This is a genomic window from Yoonia vestfoldensis SKA53 (assembly GCF_000152785.1).
Classification (GTDB): Bacteria; Pseudomonadota; Alphaproteobacteria; order Rhodobacterales; family Rhodobacteraceae; genus Yoonia; species Yoonia vestfoldensis_A.
The window spans coordinates 2063639-2086955 of record NZ_CH672414.1; the positions used below are offsets into that span (position 1 = coordinate 2063639).

19 protein-coding genes, 1 tRNA gene and 1 riboswitch (1 of these 21 only partly in view) are annotated in these 23317 nt (G+C 60.2%); of the genes, 6 read left to right on the forward strand and 14 right to left on the reverse strand.

Annotation, left to right across the window (positions count from 1 at the left end; all coding sequences use genetic code 11):
• Nucleotides 1-702, reverse strand: the 5' portion of a protein-coding gene (msrP, locus tag SKA53_RS10025; protein WP_007206021.1) for a protein-methionine-sulfoxide reductase catalytic subunit MsrP. 201 nt of this gene lie to the left of the window's left edge; the window shows 702 of its 903 coding nt (coding positions 1-702); it begins with the start codon at nucleotides 700-702; the stop codon falls past the left edge of the window.
• 275 nt (nucleotides 703-977) lie between these two features.
• Here msrP and SKA53_RS10030 point away from each other — a divergent pair, with 275 nt between their 5' ends.
• Nucleotides 978-1454, forward strand: a complete 477-nt coding sequence (locus SKA53_RS10030; RefSeq protein ID WP_040483259.1) for a fasciclin domain-containing protein — start codon at nucleotides 978-980, stop codon at nucleotides 1452-1454.
• A gap of 142 nt (nucleotides 1455-1596) precedes the next feature.
• Here SKA53_RS10030 and clpB read toward each other — a convergent pair whose 3' ends face one another.
• Nucleotides 1597-4209 carry an ATP-dependent chaperone ClpB gene (gene clpB, locus SKA53_RS10035; RefSeq protein WP_040483260.1) on the reverse strand — a complete coding sequence of 871 codons (2613 nt, stop codon included), beginning with the start codon at nucleotides 4207-4209 and terminating at the stop codon, nucleotides 1597-1599.
• Between the two features lie 152 nt (nucleotides 4210-4361).
• Between clpB and pyrF the strand changes: the two genes are divergently transcribed.
• The gene (pyrF, locus tag SKA53_RS10040; protein WP_007206024.1) at nucleotides 4362-5072 is read left to right on the forward strand and encodes an orotidine-5'-phosphate decarboxylase; all 711 of its coding nucleotides are present in this window, start codon (nucleotides 4362-4364) and stop codon (nucleotides 5070-5072) included.
• Here the strand turns inward: pyrF and SKA53_RS10045 are convergent.
• From SKA53_RS10045 to SKA53_RS10055, 3 genes are read right to left on the reverse strand one after another with little or no spacing between them, the layout of a single operon-like run.
• Complete coding sequence (locus tag SKA53_RS10045; RefSeq protein ID WP_007206025.1) at nucleotides 5069-5341, reverse strand: NfeD family protein; 273 nt, start codon at nucleotides 5339-5341, stop codon at nucleotides 5069-5071. The two genes, pyrF and SKA53_RS10045, sit on opposite strands and share 4 nt — an antisense overlap.
• A 1-nt stretch (nucleotide 5342) precedes the next feature.
• Entirely contained in the window at nucleotides 5343-6233 is an 891-nt protein-coding gene (locus SKA53_RS10050; RefSeq protein WP_007206026.1) for an SPFH domain-containing protein, read from the reverse strand.
• A gap of 28 nt (nucleotides 6234-6261) precedes the next feature.
• Complete coding sequence (locus SKA53_RS10055) at nucleotides 6262-7518, reverse strand: D-amino acid dehydrogenase (protein WP_040482909.1); 1257 nt, start codon at nucleotides 7516-7518, stop codon at nucleotides 6262-6264.
• A 120-nt stretch (nucleotides 7519-7638) separates the two neighbouring features.
• Nucleotides 7639-7724: riboswitch (glycine riboswitch) on the reverse strand.
• 125 nt (nucleotides 7725-7849) lie between these two features.
• On the opposite strand from SKA53_RS10055, the gene SKA53_RS10060 reads away from it, so the two are divergent.
• Entirely contained in the window at nucleotides 7850-9103 is a 1254-nt protein-coding gene (locus SKA53_RS10060; protein ID WP_007206028.1) for a DNA polymerase IV, read from the forward strand.
• Between the two features lie 15 nt (nucleotides 9104-9118).
• Here the strand turns inward: SKA53_RS10060 and SKA53_RS10065 are convergent, their stop codons facing one another.
• The gene (locus SKA53_RS10065; RefSeq protein WP_007206029.1) at nucleotides 9119-9982 is read right to left on the reverse strand and encodes an N-formylglutamate amidohydrolase; all 864 of its coding nucleotides are present in this window, start codon (nucleotides 9980-9982) and stop codon (nucleotides 9119-9121) included.
• A gap of 153 nt (nucleotides 9983-10135) precedes the next feature.
• Between SKA53_RS10065 and SKA53_RS10070 the strand changes: the two genes are divergently transcribed.
• From SKA53_RS10070 to SKA53_RS10080, 3 genes are all read left to right on the forward strand, one after another.
• Nucleotides 10136-10210: transfer RNA gene (locus tag SKA53_RS10070), tRNA-Val, on the forward strand.
• 75 nt (nucleotides 10211-10285) lie between these two features.
• On the forward strand, nucleotides 10286-10411 hold the full coding sequence (gene ykgO / locus SKA53_RS10075) for a type B 50S ribosomal protein L36 (RefSeq protein ID WP_010141322.1): 126 nt from the start codon (nucleotides 10286-10288) through the stop codon (nucleotides 10409-10411).
• A 169-nt stretch (nucleotides 10412-10580) separates the two neighbouring features.
• Nucleotides 10581-11780 carry a PPC domain-containing protein gene (locus tag SKA53_RS10080; RefSeq protein WP_040482910.1) on the forward strand — a complete coding sequence of 400 codons (1200 nt, stop codon included), beginning with the start codon at nucleotides 10581-10583 and terminating at the stop codon, nucleotides 11778-11780.
• A 38-nt stretch (nucleotides 11781-11818) separates the two neighbouring features.
• On the opposite strand, the gene SKA53_RS10085 is transcribed toward SKA53_RS10080, so the two are convergent.
• The 8 genes from SKA53_RS10085 to fdhF form a co-directional block, all read right to left on the reverse strand.
• A complete protein-coding gene (locus SKA53_RS10085; protein ID WP_007206032.1) occupies nucleotides 11819-13015 on the reverse strand; it encodes a phenylacetate--CoA ligase family protein in 1197 nt (398 codons plus the stop codon).
• 99 nt (nucleotides 13016-13114) lie between these two features.
• Entirely contained in the window at nucleotides 13115-13930 is an 816-nt protein-coding gene (locus SKA53_RS10090) for an ABC transporter ATP-binding protein (protein ID WP_007206033.1), read from the reverse strand.
• Nucleotides 13931-13981: 51 nt separating this feature from the next.
• Nucleotides 13982-15265, reverse strand: coding sequence for an ABC transporter substrate-binding protein (locus tag SKA53_RS10095; protein ID WP_007206034.1), 1284 nt, complete (start codon nucleotides 15263-15265; stop codon nucleotides 13982-13984).
• A 57-nt stretch (nucleotides 15266-15322) separates the two neighbouring features.
• Nucleotides 15323-16399: a branched-chain amino acid ABC transporter permease gene (locus SKA53_RS10100; RefSeq protein ID WP_007206035.1), complete on the reverse strand. Its 1077-nt coding sequence runs from the start codon at nucleotides 16397-16399 to the stop codon at nucleotides 15323-15325.
• A gap of 77 nt (nucleotides 16400-16476) precedes the next feature.
• The gene (locus SKA53_RS10105; protein WP_007206036.1) at nucleotides 16477-17475 is read right to left on the reverse strand and encodes a branched-chain amino acid ABC transporter permease; all 999 of its coding nucleotides are present in this window, start codon (nucleotides 17473-17475) and stop codon (nucleotides 16477-16479) included.
• An 86-nt stretch (nucleotides 17476-17561) separates the two neighbouring features.
• Nucleotides 17562-18380, reverse strand: coding sequence for an ABC transporter ATP-binding protein (locus tag SKA53_RS10110; protein WP_007206037.1), 819 nt, complete (start codon nucleotides 18378-18380; stop codon nucleotides 17562-17564).
• The gene (locus tag SKA53_RS10115; RefSeq protein WP_007206038.1) at nucleotides 18377-20335 is read right to left on the reverse strand and encodes an AMP-binding protein; all 1959 of its coding nucleotides are present in this window, start codon (nucleotides 20333-20335) and stop codon (nucleotides 18377-18379) included. The genes SKA53_RS10110 and SKA53_RS10115 overlap by 4 nt, the downstream gene beginning before the upstream one ends.
• A gap of 144 nt (nucleotides 20336-20479) precedes the next feature.
• Nucleotides 20480-23245 carry a formate dehydrogenase subunit alpha gene (gene fdhF / locus SKA53_RS10120; protein ID WP_007206039.1) on the reverse strand — a complete coding sequence of 922 codons (2766 nt, stop codon included), beginning with the start codon at nucleotides 23243-23245 and terminating at the stop codon, nucleotides 20480-20482.
• Nucleotides 23246-23317 lie beyond the last annotated feature (72 nt).

A 23317-nucleotide genomic window follows, 5' to 3' on the forward strand; every position in this document is an offset into this window, starting at 1 on the left:
GATCGGCGGTTCCTGATCAGTCAGGGTGATCCGCACGATCGACTTGATCGACTTGAACCCATATTTCCACGGCACCACCAGCCGGATCGGGGCGCCGTTCTGGTTGGCAATGGGTTCGCCGTAAATACCGGTCGCCATGATGGTCAGAGGATGCATCGCTTCGTCCAGACGCAGACCTTCGACATAGGGGAAATCCAGCACGCGGCGCTGCACCCCGATCATGTTTTCGGGCTGGACCACGGTTTCAAAGGCAACGTAGCGCGCGCCGGACTGCACACCGACCTTGTTCAGGATGTCCGCCAGTTCGATCCCATTCCACGGAATGACCATCGACCACGCCTCGACACAGCGGAACCGATAGATGCGATCCTCGACCGTCAGGCCTGCCAACAGATCGCCCAGCGCGTAATCGCCGGGGCGGTCCACCATGCCATCGACCTTGATCGACCAAGGCGCTGTGACAAGCTGGTGCGCATTCGCGGCGGGGTCGCCCTTGCCAGTGCCAAATTCATAAAAGTTGTTGTAGCTGCGGATTTCCTCGAGCGTGTTAGGCTCCAGCCCAGCCTGCGCATCAGCCGCGCGTGGCACCAGACCGATCGCACCCAGCCCTGCGGCGCCCGCAAGGATCTGTCGCCGGTTAAGATACGCCGCTTTTGGCGTGATGTCTGCGTGGGTCAGCGTGTTCTTCCAGCGATAGGCCATTGTCTGTCTCCGATTCAGGTGGGTTACTTGTCTATACGACAGAAAGCTGAATTTGTTTCTCACGATGCTGCCAAGGTTTGAAATGTTCCAGTTTTGCACGGAATTTTCACGACTTTTCACAGGAGGTTGATTTGAAATCGCAGATGACGGCGGCTTAGCCCGCGCGCCCTTTCTGTCAAGCGGCGTAGGCGGGAATCCCCGCTGATCCAGCCGTAAAACACTACGTAAAAAGCACGATGCCAACGAAAAGGCATTTCCAACTGAAGGAACATATCATGCTACGTAGAACTTTTGTCGCAATCGCCACTACCACCGCCTTGTCGTCGGTCGCTTTCGCTGCCGGACATTCCAAGGACATCGTGGACACGGCCGTCGAAGCAGGCACATTCACAACGCTGGTCGCCGCTGTCGAAGCCGCAGGTCTGGTTGAGACGCTCAAGAGCGAAGGCCCGTTCACCGTATTCGCCCCCACTGACGAAGCCTTTGCCGCCCTGCCTGCAGGCACCGTCGAAGGTCTGCTGGCCGATCCAGAAGCACTGGCCGCGATCCTGACCTACCATGTTGTCGCTGGCAAAGTGATGTCGACCGATCTGTCGGATGGCATGACCGCAACAACCGTGAACGGCGCGGACATCACCATCGGCACCACGAATGGCGTGACCGTCAATGGCGCGAATGTCGTGACCGCAGATATCGAAGCATCGAACGGCGTGATCCACGTCATCGACGCGGTGATCCTGCCACCGATGTAAGACCTGTCCTCTTGGATACGACAAAGCCCCGGTCAATGACCGGGGCTTTTTTGTTTTCAGACGCTGCCGGATGCGGGCGTTTGATGGCGCTGAAGCCTCCGGCGGGGATATTTCGGCTCGAAAGATGGGAAAGGCTTTGGCCTTAATGCAGCGGCAGGTTTGGCGGTGCGATCTGGCTGCTGGTGGCGACACGGTCGCCCACGATCAATCCGTCCACTCCGGCCGTGACCTTGATCACGGCGCCTTCCAAGACATCACCGCCAAGGATCATTTCTGCCAACTGGTCCTGCAAGGTGCGCTGGATCACCCGTTTCAGTGGGCGCGCACCGAACACCGGATCGTAGCCTTCATCGGCCAGCCAACGCAGCGCGCCATCATCCAGATCAAGGCTGATGTTGCGCCCGGCAAGCCGTTTGGCCAGCAGACCCAGCTGGATCGCGACGATCCCCGCCATGTCATCACGCGCCAGACGGTCAAAGATGATCGTCTCATCCAGCCGGTTCAGGAATTCGGGCCGGAAATGGGCACGCACGGCATCCATCACATCGCGTTTGGCGGCACCCGAATCCACCCCGTCAGGCAACTGGCTCAGCGCCTGCGCGCCAAGGTTGGACGTCAGGATGATCAGCGTCTGTTTGAAATCGACATGCCGCCCTTGGCCATCGGTCAGCACCCCGTCGTCCAGCACCTGCAACAGTACGTTGAACACATCAGGATGCGCCTTTTCAACCTCGTCGAACAGGATCACCTGATAGGGGCGGCGGCGCACAGCCTCGGTCAGCACGCCGCCTTCGTCGTAACCAACATAGCCCGGAGGTGCGCCAATCAGCCGTGACACGGCATGCTTTTCCATGAATTCGGACATATCGATCCGCACCATCGCGCTGTCGTCGTCGAACAGGTACTCGGCAACGGCCTTGGTCAGTTCGGTCTTGCCCACGCCGGTTGGCCCGAGAAACAGAAACGACCCCAGCGGGCGGTTTTCGTCATTCAAGCCCGCCCGCGCACGGCGCACGGCATTGGCGACGGCGCGCACGGCGGTTTTCTGGCCGATGACGCGCTTGCCCAGCGCGTCTTCCATGCGCAAAAGCTTGTCACGCTCGCCTTCGAGCATCTTGGACATCGGGATACCGGTCCAGCGTTCCACCACTTCGGCGATTTGTTCGGGGCGCACGGCCTCTTCGACCATCAGGTCGTCATTCGCCTCGACCTCGGCCAGTTGGCGTTCCAGTTGCGGGATCACGCCATAGGACAGCTCGCCCGCTTTCGCCAGATTGCCTTCGCGCTTGGCGATATCCAGATCGGCGCGCGCACGGTCAAGCCGTTCCTTGACGCCGCGGGTATCCTCTAGCTTATCACGCTCGGTCTGCCATTTCGCGGTCATTTCCGACGCGCGGTCCTGCACATCGGCCAGTTCCTTTTCCAGCTTTTCCAGCCGGTCCTTGGACGCTTTGTCGTCTTCTTTTTTCAACGCCTCGGCCTCGATCTGCAATTGCAGGATCTGGCGGTCGAGTGCGTCGAGCTCTTCGGGCTTGCTGTCCACTTCCATGCGCAACCGGCTGGCGGCCTCGTCCATCAGGTCGATGGCCTTGTCCGGCAGGAAACGGTCGGTGATATAGCGGTGGGACAGCGTGGCGGCGGCGACCAGCGCGCTATCCGAAATCCGCACGCCGTGGTGCAATTCATATTTTTCCTTGATCCCGCGCAGGATACTGATCGTGTCGACGACGGTCGGTTCTTCGACCAGCAAAGGCTGGAACCGGCGGGCAAGAGCTGCGTCCTTTTCCACATATTTGCGATATTCGGCCAAGGTGGTGGCACCGATGCAATGCAATTCGCCCCGGGCCAGCGCCGGCTTGATCAGGTTGGCGGCGTCCATTGCGCCATCAGCCTTACCGGCACCGACCAGCGTATGCATCTCGTCGATGAACAAGATGATCTCGCCGGCGGCGGTTTCAATCTCTTTCAGCACGGCCTTTAGCCGTTCTTCAAACTCGCCCCGATATTTCGCACCGGCAATCAGCGCACCCATATCCAGCGCCATCAGTTTCTTGTGACGCAGCGATTCAGGCACATCGCCATTGACGATGCGCAGCGCCAGACCTTCGGCAATCGCGGTTTTCCCCACACCAGGTTCACCGATCAGCACCGGATTGTTCTTGGTCCGGCGCGACAGCACCTGCATCGCGCGGCGAATTTCCTCGTCCCGCCCAATGATCGGGTCGATCTTGCCTTGCTCGGCGGCTTCGGTCAGGTCGCGGGCATATTTTTTCAGCGCGTCGAAACTGTCTTCGGCGCTGGCGCTATCGGCGGTTCGGCCTTTGCGCATGTCGTTGATCGCGGCATTCAGCGCCTGTGCAGTGACGCCACCGGCATCCAGCGCATCCTTGGCTTTGGATTTTACCAATGCCAACGCGGTCAGCAAGCGTTCAACTGGCACGAAACTGTCGCCCGCCTTTTTGGCGATTTTTTCAGCCTCATCCACCACCGTGGCGGTGATATTGTCGAGATAGACCTGCGCAGCATCGCCGGTCACCTTGGGCAGTTTGGCAAGGGTTGCGTTGACGGCGCCCAGCACATCGGCAGGGCGGCCACCGGCACGGGTGATCAGATTGGCGGCAAGCCCTTCCTCGTCGTCCAGCAAGGCTTTCAACAGATGTTCAGGTGTCAAACGCTGATGGTTTTCGCGCATCGCGATCGTCTGGGCGGATTGGATAAAACCGCGCGACCGCTCTGTGAACTTGTCCAAGTTCATGGTGTTCTCCTTTATAAAGCGCCCGTTGACGAACATGCCCGGCTTTGCGGCACATGCCCAATTGGGCCTCATGGTATAAATGGGTGGGGCGGATTGATTGCGCAAGACCAGCGCGCAGGCTAGACCGCAACAAACAGATAAGGATTGCCAAGATGCCCGATGACCGCCTGATTGTTGCGATGGATGTCCCCAATGTCGTGGCCGGTCTGGAACTGGCGGCCCTACTTGGCGACAGCGTCAGCTTCTACAAGATCGGTCTGGGGATGTTGACGGGCGGCGGTCTGGCGTTGGCCAACGAGCTGAAACAGGATCAGGGCAAGCGCATCTTTCTGGATATGAAACTGTTCGACATCAGCGCCACAATCGAGGCGGCAGTGCGCGGCATCGCAGCTTTTGATCTGGATTTCCTGACCGTGCATGGCGACCCGCATGTGGTGCGCGCGGCACGGCAGGGGGCGGCAGGGTCGGATATGAAAATACTTGCCGTGACGATCCTGACGTCGCTGGACCGCAATGATCTGGACGCGTCCTGTATCAAGGCGGGCAATATCACCGATTTGGTGCAGGAACGTGCGGGGCTGGCGCTGATGGCGGGGGCCGATGGCGTGATCGCGTCACCACAAGAAGCGGGATTAATTCGCGCGCTCCCCGAAGCGGCAGGCAAGCTGATTGTGACCCCCGGCGTGCGGCCGGTCGGGGCAGATCGGGGCGACCAGAAACGCGTGGCGACCCCTGCGCAAGCCGTGGCAAACGGGGCTGATCATGTCGTCGTCGGGCGTCCGATCTGGCAGGCAGCCGATCCGCGCGCAGCCGCCCAAGATATCCTGCGCGAACTGTCTTCAGTGCAAGCGACCGCGCCTTAGTCGTTGATATCAGTTTCCCAGACCTTGACCTGTCCCTGACGCAGCCGGAAAAACCGGCGCATCCCCAGATAGGATAGCAAAGACAGAACTGCGAAGATCACAAGAGTTAGCGCAAGCCCGGTTGCATTGATCCCGAACAGGATTAGCAGACCCAACAATCCGGCACCGATGGCAAAGCCCAGAAAGATATAGCCGGGGATCAAGACCTCCAACGTCGCCAGGATCAGCGCGCCGGACATCCAGACCCACCATTGTGCCCACAATACCATATCAGCGCCCCTTCAACATCTTGAACGCATCGGCAAAAGCATCCAGCGCATTGGCCGGCAGCACGACGGTCTGGTTGCCTTGCCCTGCACCCATTTTTGATATCGCCTCGACCTGTTTGAGCGCGACTTGGTATTGCGCAGCTTCCAGCCCGTTTTCGGCAATCGCACCTGCCACAACCTGCGTTGCATAGGCTTCGGCATCAGCCAGCACGCGGCGCGCCTTGGCTTCTTGTTCGGCGGCGTAAAGATCGGCATCGGCCTGCAATTCAACAGACCGTTTCTTGCCCTCGGCCTCGGTCACTTGGGCACGGCGGGCGCGTTCGGCGTTCAACTGCTGCAGCATCGCGGCGCGGGTCGCCTGATCCAGATTGACGTCAAGGATTTCGGCGCGCGTCACCTCGATCCCCCAATCATCGACTTGCTGGGATACCTGTTCGCGCACTGCTTCGATCAACCGGCTGCGATTGGCCTGCACCTGATCAAGCTCCATCCGGCCAATCTCGGACCGCACGATCCCCGCGACGGTGGTCGAGATCGCAGCATCGACGTCACGAATGCGATAAACCGTCTTTTCAGGTTCGATGATGCGGTAAAACACCGATGTTTCGACCTGTACCAGCACGTTGTCAGAGGTGATCGCATCCTGCGTCATCGGAGGCAATTGCCGTTCGAGGATCGACACCTGGTGGCGGACACGATCCAGAAACGGCACGATGAAATTGATACCGGGGCCAAGCACCGATTGCAGGCGGCCAAGACGTTCCACCACGAACTTTTCCGATTGCGGCACGATGCGCACACCCGCCATGACGCAAACGACGATGAACACCGCCAGCAAAAGATAAAGTATGTTCTGGCCGAAAAACTCGGCCAGAAATTGATCCATCGGCATTGGTGCATCCCTTGCGTTGTCTTGAGTGTCAGTTAGGCACGATTGACGCGGATTTCAAATCATACCGCGCCATGCTGTTGCTTTTGAAACGCGCGGCGATGGTTGCGCCGATGGCGTCCGCTGTCGCGGGGCTCAGCGTCCAGCCCAGATGACCATGGCCGGTGTTGTAAAACACGCGGTCATTGCGGCCCTGCCCGACGCGCGGCATCATGTTGGGCATCATCGGGCGCAGGCCCGCCCAAGGCACACAAGCCTCGGTCGAAACATCGGGAAAATGCGTTTCGCACCATTGGATCAAGGGGCGCACACGACGTTCCAGAATATCGCGGTTTTCGCCGTTGAACTCCGCCGTACCCGCAATCCGCAGCCGGTCCCGACCCAGACGGGATGTGACGATCTTGGCCTTGTCATCCAGCAAGGAAGTCGTTGGCGCCGCCGCCTGACTGGCCGCATCGTTCAGATTGACCGTGATCGAATAGCCTTTGACCGGATAGATGTTCACGCGATCCCCCAGCTTGGCCGCGAATTTGCGACTGGCGACACCGGCCGAAATGACGATACCGTCAAAGCGGGTCTCGTCTCCGCTTTCCACATAAACCCCGTCATCGCGCAGATGCAGGTCCGTCACCGGCACACCAAGGCGAAAGGTCACGCCCTGCTTTTGCAGCCAATCGGCCAGCCCGACGGTGAATTTGTGAATATCACCGGTGCTGTCGCTTTCGGTCCAGAACCCGCCAATGATATCGCCACGCAGGGTGGGTTCGCGCGCCAAAACCTCGTCCACGGTCAGTTCGCGGCGATCCAGACCGCCCTCGCGCAACAACCCGTTGACCATGCGGGCATGGCGCAGGTCCTTGTCAGTCTTGTAGAAATGCAGGATGCCCGCAGGGCTGAAATCGAAATCCACACCGGACCTGTCCGCCATCTCCGCCAGACCCGCGCGCGCGGCAACAGCCAACCGCGCGGTCTTGACGGTGTTGGACTTGTAATTGGGGATATTGCCCAGAAATTCCATCATCCAGCTGACCTTGTGCCAACCGGGGCGCGGATTCACAAACAAGGGCGCATCGCCCTGCAACATCCATTTGATCCCTTTCAGCACGGTGGACCATTGGTTCCAGACCTCGGCATTGGAGGCACTCAACTGGCCGCCATTGGCAAAACTGGTCTCCATTCCGGCGTAACGCTGGCGGTCATAGACCGTCACGTCGAACCCGCGGATCATCAGGGAATAGGCAGTGGTGACGCCGGTAATCCCGGCACCGATAACAGCAATCGAAGGCATGGCTTTCTCCGCCATTGGCGCTTGCGCGCGCTCGCCCCCGCCGTTGCTGTGCCTGAGAGATTCACCCGTCGCGGGGCTTGCTCCTTCGGCGGACCATCAAAGGCCACTCTTCGGCGTGTTGCACCCCAACCGGTCCTTTTGCCTGAGAGTGACCGGGGCGGTTGCTCCTTCGGCGACGGACATCCGTTCTCTCCCGGATGGCGTGTGATGTGGCGGGGTTACGCCGGAACCCGGCACCACGCAAATGAAATTCCGCATCTTCCGAGGATAAATATCCCCGCCGGAGGCCAGAAGTCTCTTTTTTACGCAACCGCCCAGTCTATTATGCGACATGCCTGCATTATGCCGCGATTGCCTGACGACATTCGACAGCGAAACACGCTGTCCCGCCTGCCGGTCACCCCGCGTGACACGGCACCCCGAATTGTTCGCACTGGGCATCGCGCATATGGATTGTGACGCCTTCTATGCTTCGGTGGAAAAGCGCGACAATCCGGGTCTCGCCGACAAACCTGTAATCATCGGCGGTGGCAGGCGCGGGGTCGTGTCCACCGCCTGCTATCTGGCGCGCATCAAGGGCGTCAAATCCGCCATGCCGATGTTTCAGGCGCTGAAGCTTTGCCCAGAGGCTGTCGTCATCAAACCGCGGTTCGACGCCTATGTCAAAGCGTCCCGCGCGATCCGCGCGATGATGGATGACTTGACGCCTCTGGTCGAACCTTTGTCATTGGACGAGGCGTTCATGGACCTGCGCGGCACCGCAAAACTGCACCATGCGCCACCCGCCGTGATGCTGGCGCGGCTGATCAAGCGGATGAAGGATGAATTGGGCCTGACGGGGTCGATTGGGTTGTCGCATAATAAATTTCTGGCCAAGGTCGCGTCCGATCTGGAAAAGCCGCGCGGCTTTTCGATCATCGGCAAGGATGAAACCCCGGCCTTCCTGCGGCCTAGATCAGTCAGGCTGATCTGGGGGATCGGTCCTGCGGCACAGGCCAGCCTCGAATCTGCGGGCATCCGCACCTTTGACGATCTGTTGCGCTGGGACCGGCGCGACCTGCACGCGCGATTCGGCCACACGGGGGAACGGCTTTATGCACTGGCGCGCGGCGAAGACGGGCGCCGGATCAGCCCCAATGCACCGGTCAAGACGCTGTCAAATGAAACCACTTTTCACGAAAACACCGGCAATCCCGATATTCTTGACGGGCATCTGTGGCGCATGGCCGAAAAGGTCAGCGCGCGGGCCAAGGCGACCGACAAGGCGGGGCGTGTCGTGCAGCTGAAGCTCAAGACAGCAGATTTTCGGCTCATCTCGAAACGGCAAAGCCTGCATCACCCCACGCAGCTGGCTGACACGATCTATCGCACCGCGCGGGGTCTGTTTGATCAGGTACCGGGGTCGGGGCCTTACCGTTTGCTGGGGGTCGGGCTGTCAGACATCACAGCGGCTGCGGATGCGGACCGCAGCGGCGACCTGCTGGACCCTACGGCAGACCAACGGGCCAAGGCGGAGCATGCCACCGATGTTATCCGACAGAGATTCGGGTCCGATGCGATCATCAAGGGGCGCGCGTTGCGGTAAGGTGCTTGATCCACCTTACTCGGCGGCGACACGCACCGCAGGCACGCGTCCGATATTGGCAAGTGCGGCGATCACCCCGTCCAGCAAATCCCGAAACGCATCAAAACCGGCGCTGGGCGTCAGCGTTGTTTCATGCATGTAAAGCGCGCGGTCGATCTCGACCTGAATGGCGTGCTGGTTGCGCGACGGGCGGCCATAATGCTGCGTGATATAGGCCCCGGCAAAAGGCATGTTGCGCGCCACTTTCAGCCCCGCCGCGATAAATGCCGCCTCGACCTGATCCATCACCGCGCCCGACGCCGTTGCCCCGAAACGGTCCCCGAGCACGACATCGGGACGGCCCGCTCCCGGCGGCCCCATGTTTTCCAGCGCCTCATGCGGCATCGAATGACAATCTATCAGAACAGCCTGACCAAAATCATTGATGCTTTGGTCTATCAGCATCTGCAAACGGTCATGATAGGGCCGCCAATATTGAATGATGCGTTGATGCGCCTCAACCAGTGTCAGCTTGCCGCGATAGATCTGCCGGCCATTCGCCACAACGCGCGGAATCACACCCAAACCGCTGGCGACGCGTGGGTTATGGATGTTGCGCCGAACGCCTTCGATCAGGGCCGGGTCGAATTCATCCGGCCCACGATTGAGATCAAGAAAAGCGCGCGGCGCAGTCGCGGTCAGGAACGGGGCGCCATGCAGTGGTGCTGATGCAAACAGCAGATCGACAAATGCATCTTCCGACGACCGAATTTCCTGCGCATCCAGCACCGCGCGGCGCAGAAACGACGCAGGATAGTCACGCCCGCTGTGTGGCGAAGCGAAAACGACGCTGGTCGAACGCGCCTCTGGCAGCAATAGGTGATAGGGCGATGTCGGCAATGAAACACTCCTTCAGGTCTTCAATCTAGCGCATTTGTGGAAATGAGCAAAAGCCCTTGATCCCTGTTCCGACTCCTTTTATAGACCGCACGACTGACGCGGTTCGTGCCGCGTCCTATTTCGTTATAGGGCGCATCAAACCGTTGACGGCATGGATGATTAGCTCAGCGGTAGAGCACTTCGTTGACATCGAAGGGGTCACTGGTTCGATCCCAGTATCGTCCACCATGATTTCGCGGGCCATTCCGGCCTAAATGCAACCCAAGGCGCAATCCGCGCGCCGCGACATGAAGGACACGCACCATGAAGGTCCGTAACTCCCTCCGCTCGCTCAAGCAGCGCCATCGCGATTGCCGCGTCGTGCGCCGTAAGGGCCGCGTCTATGTGATCAACAAGACGCAACGCCGGTTCAAGGCCCGTCAGGGCTAAGACCTGCCAAAGCAGCAGATCAAAAAGGTCGCATCCTTCGGGGCGCGGCCTTTTTCTTTGTGACGGGATCAGAAAGTTGCGGGCAGATCGCCACCCGGACTGGAAAAGCCCGCAAGGGTTGTATTAACGTGGCACAACGTTTTGTTTTGATTGCCGCGAAGGAAACCAGATGGCACGTAGATCCATTCCCCAACCAGCTACATTATCTGTCATTTTGCTCAGTCTTGCCGCCCCTGCATTTGCCCAAGACCTCTGCGGTGGCGTAGGGTCCGGCGGGCAATGGATCGGCGGCGACGCCGCCAGTTCAGATATGACAACGGCCGACAATTTCCGTGAACAATTGGCGCTCGTGATGGGTGGCAATGATTACGTCGCCCTGTTCACCCTGTCTGAGACGACCGATGTCCGGCTAGAAGCGGCAGGCCGGGGCGCGGGCGATCCGATCATCGACTTGCTGCATGCGGACGGCAGCCTGATCCTGTCGGATGATGATTCCGGTGGCAATGCCGCATCGCGCGCCGAAACAACGCTCGACGCAGGCAGCTATTGCATGGCGATGCGCAGCTATGACGGCGGACCGATGACCGCATTCGTCCGCATCGGGCGGCAGGACCATGAACCGCTGACCGAGGGGATCGCCTTGCAGGTTGATCCCGGTAGCAGCGGCAGCTGTGCCGAGGCGGTGCCGATCGGCCCGCTGGGGTCCAGCGTCAACGGGTCAGCCATTGACGACCCCTACTGGAGCTTCACGCTGGATCAACCCACTGCAATCAGCATTACCGCTGTGAACGAATCCGCCGACCCGTTGATCACGCTTTATGACGGCGCCAATAATTATATCGCCGAGAATGACGATCACGACGGGTTCAATTCGCGCATCGACATGACAGACCCGCTGGCCGCTGGCACCTATTGCATCAGTCTGAACGCATTGGCCGATGAAACCGCGCCAATCACCTTGACCGTCAGCGCCTATGACCCGCAGGCCGCCGTGCTCGCGATCTACGACCGCGGTGAAGCGGCACCACCGCTGGACGGGACGGTGCCTGTGACAGACCTTGGCCTTGTCAGCACCCGCATCCGGCAGGATGTTAACGGAAGTTCCATCGCATCATGGTTCACCGTTGACGTCGACGCACCCGGCCTGCTGATGCTGGAAGCCATTGGCAATGCGAGCGCCGATCCGGTTCTGGTGATCTTTGACGATCTTGGCCGCGAGATTGGCCGCAACGATGACCACGGCAACACGACCGACAGCCTGATCGCAGCACGGGTGACCCCCGGCACCTATACCATCGGCGTATGGAAATACGGCGGAAGTCTGGGGCTGATCCGCCTGCTTGTGGAACGCTACGTTCCGGCCCAGTAAAGGGTCAGGCATCAGCGCGTGATGCGTCGTTATTGGCATCAGGTGTCATAGCTTCGGCGATCCTCGATCACCAACCCGTCGCGCGGCAGCGTGCCGGGCGCACAACAGATCACCTCGCCCTTCAGTTTCAGGATATCGACGACAGCGGCAGCGATGGCCGTTGCATCCAGCCCGGTGCCTTCGACATGGACCTGCATCGTATCGGCATCGCCAGCACGGTCGGCGATAACGCGCGCACGCGCAGCACCCAGCTTGGCGACAAGGGCAGCCACCTGTTCGGGGCGGACGAACATGCCCTTGATCTTGGTCGTTTGATCGGCGCGGCCCATCCAGCCTTTGATGCGCATATTGGTGCGCCCGCAGGCGCTCGTGCCTGGCATCGCGGCGCTCATGTCGCCAGTCGCAAAGCGGATCAGCGGGTAATCGGGGTTCAGGGACGTAACCACGACCTCGCCCACATCGCCGGGGACGACCGGATCGCCGGTGCCGGGGGTGACGATTTCGACGATCACGCCTTCATCGACGATCATGCCTTCGACGGGGGCCGTTTCATAGGCGATATGGCCCAGATCGGCGGTCGCATAGCATTGCAGACAGGTGACACCACGGTCAGCATAATACTGGCGCAATTGCGGAAACAGCGCGCCACCCGAAACAGCGGCCTTGGTGATTTTCAGGGCGACACCCATCTCGTCCGCTTTCTCAAGGATCACCTTGAGGTAATCAGGCGTGCCGGCATAGGCAGTTGTCCCGATATCGGCGGCGGCACGGACCTGCAATTCGGTCTGGCCGGTGCCGGCAGGCAGGATCGCGGCACCGACGGCGCGCGCGCCATTCTCGAACATCGTGCCGGCAGGTGTCAGATGATAGCCGAAACAATTCTGCACGATATCTGTCGCGCCGATCCCGCAGGCATGCAGGAACCGCCCGAACCGCCACCAGTCATGCGAAGATCCACCCGGTTCATAGATCGGGCCGGGCGACTGGAACACATGGGTCATGTTGGACACATGCAGTCCGCCAAAGGGTGGCTGTGCCTTTTGCCAGCTGCCAAGATCGGATTTGCGCAGGACCGGAAACTTTGCAAGATCCGCCATCGACGTCACGACGACATCGGGCAGACAGGCCCCCGGCATCGCGCGCACGCGTGCGATCTGTGCGCGCAGCTGGTCGAGCTGGGCTGCGGCGCGGGCCTGAGGCGTGCGTGTTTCCAGATCGTCGAAATAGGTCGTCATCAGTGTCTCCTGTCCACATCCATGCAGCGACGTGGATCAAGGCAGGTCTGGCCCTGCACGCACCGCTATTCAAAGCGCCCCCTCAGAAGGGCGCGATCATCATGCCAACCACCGCTTGCGCCGCCGGTAGCTGCGCACGTCACGAAACGATTTGCGCCCCTCGTCCGACATGCCCAGATAAAATTCCTTCACATCGGGATTTTCGCGCAATTCGGCGGCGGGGCCTTCCATCACGACACGCCCGCTTTCAAGGATATAGCCTTGATGCGCGAACCGCAGGGCGACGTTGGTATTCTGTTCGGCCAAAAGGAAGGACACGCCTTCGTTTTCGTTGAGGTTTTTCACGATGGTGAAAATCTCCTCGACCAATTGCGGCGCAAGACCCATCGACGGCTCGTCCAGCAGGATCGTTTCAGGCCGCGACATCAGCGCGCGCCCGATGGCGCACATCTGCTGTTCCCCCCCCGAAGTATAGCCCGCCTGACTTTTGCGCCGTTCTTTGAGGCGTGGGAAATAGGTATAGACCATCTCAAGATCAGCCGCGACAGCCGCCCCGCCATCACGGCGGGTATAGGCCCCAGTCAGCAGGTTTTCCTCGATTGTCAGATGCTCGAAACAATGCCGGCCTTCCATGACCTGCACGACGCCTTTCTTGACCAAGGCCTCTGGCGACAAGTGATGCACGGGTTCGCCGCGATAGATCACCGATCCTTTCGTCACCTCGCCGCGTTCGGAATGCAAAAGGTTGGATATTGCCTTGAGCGTGGTGGTCTTGCCTGCGCCATTACCACCCAAAAGCGCCGTAATCCCGCCTTTGGGCACATTCAACGACACGCCTTTCAGCACCAGAATGACGTGATTGTAGATCACTTCGATGTTGTTGACCTCAAGCAGGGTCTCTTTGCTGTCCGGCATTACTGGCTCCATGGAAAACGGACGGCCCGAAGGCCGCCCGTGGTGATGTGTTTAGAGACAGCCGGGAGTGATCCCACTTTCGGCGGCAAATGCGGCCGAATCTTCGGCAATCAAAGGTGCGATGACCGAAGCGTCAGGCGAAATGAAACCCGTCAGCGGTTCCCAGACCCCAGCCGAGGCATTCCACTGCTGCACAAGGCCCTGCCCCGTGCCTCCATGGTTCTGGCAGGTGACCGCAAATTCCGGCCCGATTCCTTCCATGCCCAGTTCGGTCATACGGGCGTTGGTGATCTCCAGCGCCTCCATCCCATCGCGGACCATCGCAGGGGTCACATCAGCCACCCCGTGGATGTCCTGCGCATTGGCAATGGCTTCGGCGGCCAGCATGGCGGCATACATGCCCCGCACATAAAGCACCGACCCAAGGTTCGATCCGTCACCGGCCGCGTTGCCCGCCTCATGCACAAGGCTCTGGATTTCGCTCAACACCGGATAGTCGGTGATCGGGTTCATGTTCAGCGATTTGTACCCGTTCGCGGCCATGCCCGCCGGTGTCACGTCATGCTCAGCCCCGGCCCACCAATTGCCGATGAAGTTTTCCATCGGGAAACCGATATTCGCGGCTTCCTGCACGGCAACCTGGTTCATCACGCCCCAGCCCCACATCAGCACATAGTCAGGCCGCTCGCGCCGGATTTGCAGCCATTGCGATTTCTGTTCCTGACCAGGGTGATCCACAGCCAGCTGCGTCAGGGTAAACCCATGCAGCGCAGACAGGTCTTCCAGCGTGCGGATCGGTTCCTTACCATAGGCGGAATTGTGATACACAAGTGCGATGGTCTTGCCATCCAGCGACCCGCCGTTTTCATCAAGCAGGTAATTCACCGCAACTGATGCAGCATCCCAATAATTGGCGGGATAGTTGAACACCCAGTTGAACACCTCGCCATTGGCGGCAGATGTGCGGCCATAGCCCATCGTGTGCAGCGGGATATTGTCGGCCGTAGTGCGCGGGATCAACTGATAGGTGATACCCGTAGATAGGGGTTGATAGATCAAGGCACCCTCACCCTTGGTCGCCTCGTAACATTCGACACCGCGTTCGGTGTTGTAGGCCGTCTCGCATTCGATCACGCGGACAGGCTCGCCGCCGATCCCGCCATCACGGGCATTCAGCAGCGCGAAATAATCCTGATACCCGTCCGAAAACGGCACGCCGCCCGCCGCATAGGGGCCAGTGCGATAGCTCAGATCCGGGATCACCAGATCGGCCATGGCGGTCCCTGCGGTCATCGACCCAGCCAGGGCCATTACGGCCAGTGTCTTCATCTTCATCGGTCTCTCCTCCCAATGGTTACGATTGTTCTGCCGGGGTGTACCCCGATCTGTCTTTTAATAGGGGAACGGCCATAGCCGCAGTTTCTCTTTTGCCACGCGCCAAAGCTGGGCAAGGCCGTGGGGTTCCTTGATCAAAAAGAACATGATCAGCCCGCCCACGATCACCAGTTGCAGATGGGCCACCAGATCCGTGGGCCAACCCAGCAGATCAACGCCAATCACCTTCAGCGCGACAGGCAACAGCACCAGAAACGCCGCCCCCGCGAAGCTGCCGAACAGCGACCCCAGCCCGCCGATAATGATCATGAACAACACCAGGAACGATTTCTGGATGCCGAATGCCTCGCCCACCTCGACAGCGCCCAGATAGACGGCAAAGAACAAAGCACCCGATATCCCGATAAAGAACGACGACACGGCAAAGGCGGTCAGCTTGGCCTTCAGCGGGTTGACCCCGATGATCTCGGCCGCGATATCCATGTCGCGGATCGCCATCCATGACCGGCCAATCGTGCCGCGCGTCAGGTTGCGCGCGATCAACGCGCAGATCGTCAGAAACACCAGACAGATCATGTATTGCGCCCAAGGCGCGGTATTCGGCCCTGTCACGGCGATGCCAGCGACAAAACGTTCCGGCGCGTTGATCTGGCCAGATGCGGAATAATTATAGAACCAGCTGACCTTGTTGAACATCCAGACCAGAAAGAACTGCGCGGCCAGCGTCGCCACTGCCAGATAGAACCCTTTGATCCTCAGGCTAGGCAGCCCAAACGCCGCACCGACAGCCGCGGTGATCCCGCCTGCCAGAATGATATGGATCACGATCGATACGTCCGGAAAGGACGTCATCAGCTTGTAACAGGCATAGGCCCCCACAGCCATGAACCCGCCGGTGCCCAGGCTGACCTGCCCGCAATAGCCTGTCAGGATATTCAGCCCGATCGCTGCAATCGCATAGATCAGGAACGGCACCAGAATGGCATTCGCCCAATAGGCATTGACGAAAAACGGCACCACGCAAAAAGCAATGACCAGCACAGCCCAATACCGCCAGCGATCAAAAGCAATAGGAAAGGTCTGGCTATCCGCCTGATAGGATGTCTTGAAATCGCCCGCCTCACGATACAGCATGACTTAATCCCTTCCCATCTTCCGAGCCCAAATATCCCCGCCGGAGGCCAAAAAGTTCTTTTGAAATGACGCTTGCATCACACACGTTCGATGATCCTTTCGCCAAACAACCCCTGCGGACGGAACACGAGGAACACCAGCGCCAGCATATAGGCGAACCAGTTTTCCGTAGCCCCGCCCAGATAGGGCGCACCAATCGTGTATTCGAACAGCTTTTCGCCGACCCCAATGATCATACCACCAACGATGGCCCCAGGAATCGACGTGAAACCGCCCAGCATCAGCACCGGCAAAGCTTTCAACGCGATCAGCGACAGCGAGAACTGCACGCCGGATTTTGCACCCCACATAACCCCAGCGACAAGGGCAACGATCCCTGCCAGCGACCAGACCAGCACCCAGATATAGCTCAGCGAAATGCCAACGCTCAGTGCGGCCTGATGGTCGTCGGCCACAGCCCGCATCGCGCGGCCCTGCTTGGTATATTGCGCAAAGGCGACTAGCCCCGCGACCAGCACCAGCGCCACAAGGGTCGCGACCATGTCCAGCTTGTCGATGAAAAAACCGTAGAAATCATCGCCGCCCAGCCCGTTCGTCATCTCCTCGACCCAGAGCGACCCACCCTGTGGCAGGCCCAGCGCCAGCGTGCGGATGCTTGACCCCCACATCAGATCGCCCACACCTTCAAGGAAATAGGCCAGACCGATGGTCGCCATGAACAGGATGATCGGTTCCTGTCCGACCAGATGTCGGAACACGAAATGCTGCACCGCCCATGCAAAGGCGATCATCACCAGCACCGTCAGGAAAATCGCGAGGATGGCCGGCACCTGCCAGCCGAAATGGTGGATGTTCGTGCCAAAGACTGCGTTGATCAGATGGGCAAAGGGCACCTGCCCTTCCATGATCCCCACCAATGTCAGTGCCGCGAACAGCGCCATCACGCCTTGGGCAAAGTTGAAGATGCCAGACGCCTTGAAGATCAGCACAAAGCCAAGGGCGACCAGCGCATAAAGCACACCGGCCATCAGCCCGTTGAGGACGACTTCGATGCCGTAAAGAAAATCAGCCGACATAGCGTGCCTCCCCGCCCCGGGCCTGACCCGGGGCCTCTTGCCAATGGTGGTCGAGGTCCCGGATCAGGTCCGGGACGGCGAAGGCGTTATTCATGCGCCACCCCCAGATAGGCGTCGATCACCTCTTGATTGTTGCGCACCTCGTCGGGGGTGCCGTCGCCGATCTTGCGACCGTAATCCATCACCACAACACGGTCGGACAGGTCCATGACCACGCCCATATCATGTTCGATCAGCGCGATGGTCGTGCCGAATTCGTCGTTCACATCCAGAATAAAGCGGCTCATGTCCTCTTTCTCCTCGACGTTCATGCCGGCCATGGGTTCGTCCAGCAGCAAAAGCTTGGGTTCGGCGGCAAGCGCACGCGCCAGCTCCACCCGCTTTTTCAACCCGTAAGGCAGGCGGCCGACAGGCGTCTTGCGGATCGCCTGAATTTCCAGAAAGTCGATGACCTTTTCCACGATTTCGCGGTTGGCGACCTCTTCAGCCTCAGCGCGACCTTTCCAGATCGCCTGCGCCAGCAAACCGGTTTTCATATGTGTCAACCGCCCGGTCATGATGTTGTCGAGCACGCTCATCCCCTCGAACAACGCGATATTCTGGAAGGTGCGCGCGATGCCAAGGCGGGCGACCTGATAGGGTTTCATCGGCTTGCGCTTTTCGCCACGAAACCAAACCTCGCCGTCCTGAGGATGATAGAACCCCGAGATCACGTTCAGCATCGACGATTTGCCCGCCCCATTCGGCCCGATGATCGCCCTGATCTCGCCTTCGCGGATATCAAACGAAATGTTCTTGATCGCCTCCACCCCGCCGAACCGCAGGGTGATGCCGCGCATGTCCATCAACACGCCACCGATCTGGCGGCCGTCAGCGGTCACATAGGGTGCAACACCGTCCATCATTCTGCCGCCACCTTGTGTTGTTCCGCCGCGACCTGAGCGTCGCAGATCGCCAGCGTCGCCGTAATCTTGCCCTTGCGGCCGTCCTCATAGGTGACTTCTGTTTCAGTGTAGATATCAGCCGCCCCGCCATAAAGCGCCGTGATCAGGTCGTGGAATTTCTCTTCCACGATCCGGCGGCGGACCTTGCGGGTGCGAGTCATCTCGCCGTCATCGGCGTCAAGTTCCTTGTGCAGCACCAGAAAGCGATGCACCTGACAGCCTGCCAGCATCGGGTCGGCGGCCACGGAGCGGTTCACCTCGGACACATGGCCAAGGATCATGTCCAGCACGCGCGGATGCTGCGACAATTCCTGATAGCTGGAATAGGCGATATTGTTGCGTTCCGCCCAATTGCCCACCGCTGTCAGGTCGATGTTGATGAAGGCGGTGCAATAGTCGCGGTTCGCGCCGAACACGACGGCCTCGAGGATATTGGGATAGAACTTGAGCTTGTTCTCGACGTATTTGGGCGCGAACAGCCGCCCATCAGCCATCTTGCCCACATCCTTGGCACGGTCGATGATCCGCAGGTGGCCGGTGCCATCCTCGATGAACCCCGCATCCCCCGTCGCGACCCAGCCGTCGGCATCCTTTGTGGACGCTGTGCTTTCAGGGTTCTTGTAATATTCGACAAAGACGCCAGGGCTACGATAATAGACCTCGCCATTCTCGGCGATGCGCAGCTCCACACCGGGGCTTGGCACGCCGACTGTATCGGACCGGACTTCGCCATCGGGTTGCTGGGTGATGAACACGGTCGCCTCGGTCTGGCCGTAAAGCTGTTTGAGGTTGATGCCCAGCGCGCGGTAGAAATCGAAAATCTCTGGCCCGATAGCCTCGCCCGCGGTATAGCCCACACGCACGCGGCTAAGGCCAAGGGTGTTTTTCAACGGCCCGATCACCAGCAGTTTCGCCAGCATGTAATTCAACCGGTCGCCAGCGCTGACCTGCTTGCCATCCAGCAACAGCGCACCGACCCTGCGCCCCACCGCCATATAGCGATGGAACAGCCATTTCTTGACCCGCCCCGCATCTTCCATGCGGATCATCACATTGGTCAGTTGCTGTTCGAACACGCGTGGCGGGGCAAAGAAATAGGTCGGCCCGATCTCGCGCAGGTCCAGCTGCATCGTGTCCGCACTTTCGGGGCAATTGACACAAAAACCGGTCCACATCGCTTGCCCCACCGAAAAGATGAAATCCCCGACCCAGGCCATTGGCAGATAGGCCAGCACCTCGTCATCGGCGCGCAGATGGTCGAATTCAGACGAGTTTTTCGATGTTTCGATCACATTGCGGTTGGACAGCACAACGCCCTTGGGCCGCCCGGTGGTGCCGGAGGTATACAGCATCACACATGTGTCGTCATAGGTCCGCGCAGCGCTGCGGGCATTGACCTGATCCAGCAAACCGGACGCGCGCCCCGCCTTTTGCACATCAGCATAGCTGGTCATCGCGGCATGGTCGTATTTACGCAAACCCCGCCCGTCGAGGTAGATCACATGGTCAAGCTGGGTCAGCCCGTCACGGACATCGGCGATTTTATCCACCTGTTCCTGATCGCCTACTACCGCAAAGCGCGCGCCACAATGGTCCAATGCATAGGCGATTTCCTCGGCCGCGGCTTCGGCATAAAGCGGGACGGGGATACAGCCGATCCGTTGTGCCGCAACCATCGCCCAGTAAAGCGCAGGGCGATTCCGACCAGAGACAGCAACATGGTCGCCCACATTCGCCCCCAGCGTCAGCAAGCCCATCGCCAGCGCGTCAATCTGTTCAGATGCCTGCGCCCAGGTCCAGCTTTGCCAGATACCGAATTCCTTTTCGCGGTAAGCGGGCTTTGCCCCATGGCGCGCCACATTGCGCGCCAGCAGGTCGGGGATTGTGACAAGGCCGCCGTCAGCGGGTGCGTGCATCTTGATGATCCTCCCTCTGGGCGGTTATCCCGCCCTTGGCCACGAGTCGCCTCCTCGCAACGTGCAGCCTTGGGGTGATCTTGCGGACCATAGGGCGATCCGTCAAATCTTTTTTTGAACGGGCGTTCAGTTAATCGGTGGGACTTACTCCGCCGCGACCTCGCTTTGCGCTTTCTCGACCCGCACGGCGGCGAATTTGAATTCGGGGATCTTGCCATAGGGGTCGATGGCGGGGTTGGTCAGGATATTCGCCGCCGCTTCGACATAGGCGAAGGGGACGAAGACCATGTCGGGGGCGACGGCGCGGTCGGACCGCGCCATGATGTCAATGCTGCCGCGCCGTGTCGTCAGGCGCACCATGCCGCCGGGTTCCACGCCCAGCCTGCGCAGGGTGGACGGGTGCAGCGAACAATTCGCCTCGGGTTCGACCGCATCCAGCACGCGCGACCGCCGTGTCATCGACCCCGTGTGCCAATGTTCCAGCTGGCGGCCGGTGGTCATGATCATCGGATAGTCGGCATCGGGGGTCTCGTCGGGGGCAATCACGCTGGCGGGGGTGAATTTGGCGCGCCCATTCTCGCGCGGGAAACCATCGGCAAAGACAATCGGCTGGCCCGGATCATCGGGCGTCAGCGACGGATAGGTCACCGCGCTCTGCGCCTCCAGCCGGTCCCATGTGATATTGTTGAGCGACGCCATCACTTGGGTCATTTCGCCGAACACCTCGGACGGATGCGCATAGGTCCATGGCAGGCCCAGCCGTTTGGCCAGTTCCACGGTGATCCACCAATCCTCGCGTGCGTCACCTGGCGGCGGCACGGCGGGGCGGCCCATCTGGACCTGCCGGTTGGTGTTGGTCACGGTGCCGGTCTTTTCGGCAAAGGCGCTGGCGGGCAGGATCACATCGGCGAAATTGGCGGTTTCGGTGATGAAAATGTCCTGCACCACCAGATGCGACAGCTTGGCCAAGGCCGCGCGGGCATGGTCCACATCGGGGTCCGACATGGCGGGGTTTTCGCCAAGGATATACATACCGTGGATGTCGCCATCATGCACGGCATCCAGAATCTCGGTCACAGTCAGGCCCTTGGTGGCGTCGATCTCGCCGTGTTGCCAGACCTCCTGAAACGCGGTGCGCACCCCTTGGTCGCCGACGGGCTGGTAATCGGGCAAAAACATCGGGATCATGCCGGCATCCGACGCGCCTTGCACGTTGTTCTGCCCGCGCAGCGGGTGCAGCCCTGCCCCCGGACGCCCAACCTGCCCCGTCATCAGTGCAAGCGAGATCAGGCAACGCGCGTTGTCGGTGCCGTGGATATGCTGGCTGACGCCCATGCCCCAAAAGATCATCGCGGCCTTTGCACCGGCAAAGGTGCGCGCCACGTCGCGCAGGGTTTCGGCGTCGATCCCGCATATCCCAGCCATCTTTTCGGGGCTGAAATCGGCCAGATGCGCCTTTTCGGCCTCCCAATTCTCGGTATAGGCGGCGATGTATTGCCGGTCGTAAAGCTGTTCTTCGACGATCACATGCATGATCGCATTCAGCATCGACACATCGGCACCCGGACGGAATTGCAGCATGTGGCTGGCATGCCGTTTCAGCGCCTGCCCGCGCGGGTCCATCACGATCAGCTTGCCACCGCGTTTGGCGAATTGCTTGAAATAGGTCGCGGCGACGGGGTGGTTCTCGATCGGGTTGGCACCGATGACGATGGCGACATCGGAATGTTCGATCTGGTTGAAGGTCGCGGTCACAGCACCGGAGCCGACATTTTCCATCAGGGCCGCCACCGATGACGCATGGCACAGCCGCGTGCAGTGGTCGACGTTGTTGTGGCCGAACCCCTGACGGATCAGTTTCTGGAACAGATAAGCCTCTTCATTGGTGCATTTGGCAGACCCGAAGCCCGCGACACCTGTGCCGCCAATCGCGCGCAACCCGCCGGCAGCTGCGTCCAGTGCTTCGTCCCATGTCGCCTCGCGAAAATGTTTCTGCCAGTTGCCGGGATCGACGTTCAGCCCCTTGGCGGGCGCATCGGCGCGGCGGATCAGCGGTTTTGTCAGGCGGTGCGGGTGGTGGATATAGTCGAACCCGAACCGCCCCTTGACGCAGAGCCGTCCTTCGTTTGCCGGGCCATTGATGCCCTCGACGAACTTGACCCTGTTGTCCTTGATCTTCAGGCTGACCTGACAACCGACACCGCAGAACGGGCAGACGCTAGCGACCTCGCGGTCGTAATCGGCAGTATCGCCCTGCTGGTTTTCATCAGTCACCGTCGCAGGTAAAAGCGCGCCAGTCGGGCAGGCCTGCACGCATTCCCCGCAAGCCACGCAGGATGATCCCCCCATCGGGTCATCCATGTCGAATACCGGATAGGCCGTGCCACCGCGCCCCGCCATGCCGATCACGTCGTTGACCTGCACTTCGCGGCAGGCGCGCACGCAAAGCCCGCACTGGATACAGGCATCAAGGTTCACCGACATCGCGACATGGCTGTCATCCAGCAGCGGAATATGCTCGGCCTTGGCGGGAAAACGGCTGACAGCCACACCTTGCGCGCCTGCCATGTCCCACAGATGGCTGGACCGGTCATGCGCCACGTCTTGCGCCGGTTGGTCGGCGACCAGCAATTCCATCACCATGCGTCGCGCCTGCACCTCGCGCGGGCCATCAGTCGTGACAACCATGCCGTCGCGCGGTTCGCGGATACAGGAGGCGGCAAGCGTCCGTTCGCCTTCGATGGCGACCATGCAGGCGCGGCAATTGCCGTCCGACCGGTAACCGGGCGCGGGTTTGTGGCACAGATGTGGGATCACCAGACCGCGGCCGTTCGCCACCTCCCAGATCGTCTGGCCGGGGACGGCGGTGACGGTCACGCCATCAAGGGTAAAGGTGATCTGGTCGGACATTGCATCGCTCCGCTTGGCTTGGCCCGACTAGACCACGACTGCCACGATGCGGAAAGGTCAGGCGCGACCGCC

What these genes read in the sequence shown, in the direction of transcription:
- SKA53_RS10030 (WP_040483259.1), top strand. Translation starts at nt 978, where the DNA reads ATGCTACGTAGAACTTTTGTCGCAATCGCCACTACCACCGCCTTGTCG.
- clpB (WP_040483260.1), bottom strand. Translation starts at nt 4,209, where the DNA reads ATGAACTTGGACAAGTTCACAGAGCGGTCGCGCGGTTTTATCCAATCC.
- pyrF (WP_007206024.1), top strand. Translation starts at nt 4,362, where the DNA reads ATGCCCGATGACCGCCTGATTGTTGCGATGGATGTCCCCAATGTCGTG.
- SKA53_RS10045 (WP_007206025.1), bottom strand. Translation starts at nt 5,341, where the DNA reads ATGGTATTGTGGGCACAATGGTGGGTCTGGATGTCCGGCGCGCTGATC.
- SKA53_RS10050 (WP_007206026.1), bottom strand. Translation starts at nt 6,233, where the DNA reads ATGCCGATGGATCAATTTCTGGCCGAGTTTTTCGGCCAGAACATACTT.
- SKA53_RS10055 (WP_040482909.1), bottom strand. Translation starts at nt 7,518, where the DNA reads ATGCCTTCGATTGCTGTTATCGGTGCCGGGATTACCGGCGTCACCACT.
- SKA53_RS10060 (WP_007206028.1), top strand. Translation starts at nt 7,850, where the DNA reads ATGCCTGCATTATGCCGCGATTGCCTGACGACATTCGACAGCGAAACA.
- ykgO (WP_010141322.1), top strand. Translation starts at nt 10,286, where the DNA reads ATGAAGGTCCGTAACTCCCTCCGCTCGCTCAAGCAGCGCCATCGCGAT.
- SKA53_RS10080 (WP_040482910.1), top strand. Translation starts at nt 10,581, where the DNA reads ATGGCACGTAGATCCATTCCCCAACCAGCTACATTATCTGTCATTTTG.
- SKA53_RS10085 (WP_007206032.1), bottom strand. Translation starts at nt 13,015, where the DNA reads ATGACGACCTATTTCGACGATCTGGAAACACGCACGCCTCAGGCCCGC.
- SKA53_RS10090 (WP_007206033.1), bottom strand. Translation starts at nt 13,930, where the DNA reads ATGCCGGACAGCAAAGAGACCCTGCTTGAGGTCAACAACATCGAAGTG.
- SKA53_RS10095 (WP_007206034.1), bottom strand. Translation starts at nt 15,265, where the DNA reads ATGAAGATGAAGACACTGGCCGTAATGGCCCTGGCTGGGTCGATGACC.
- SKA53_RS10100 (WP_007206035.1), bottom strand. Translation starts at nt 16,399, where the DNA reads ATGCTGTATCGTGAGGCGGGCGATTTCAAGACATCCTATCAGGCGGAT.
- SKA53_RS10105 (WP_007206036.1), bottom strand. Translation starts at nt 17,475, where the DNA reads ATGTCGGCTGATTTTCTTTACGGCATCGAAGTCGTCCTCAACGGGCTG.
- SKA53_RS10110 (WP_007206037.1), bottom strand. Translation starts at nt 18,380, where the DNA reads ATGATGGACGGTGTTGCACCCTATGTGACCGCTGACGGCCGCCAGATC.
- SKA53_RS10115 (WP_007206038.1), bottom strand. Translation starts at nt 20,335, where the DNA reads ATGCACGCACCCGCTGACGGCGGCCTTGTCACAATCCCCGACCTGCTG.
- fdhF (WP_007206039.1), bottom strand. Translation starts at nt 23,245, where the DNA reads ATGTCCGACCAGATCACCTTTACCCTTGATGGCGTGACCGTCACCGCC.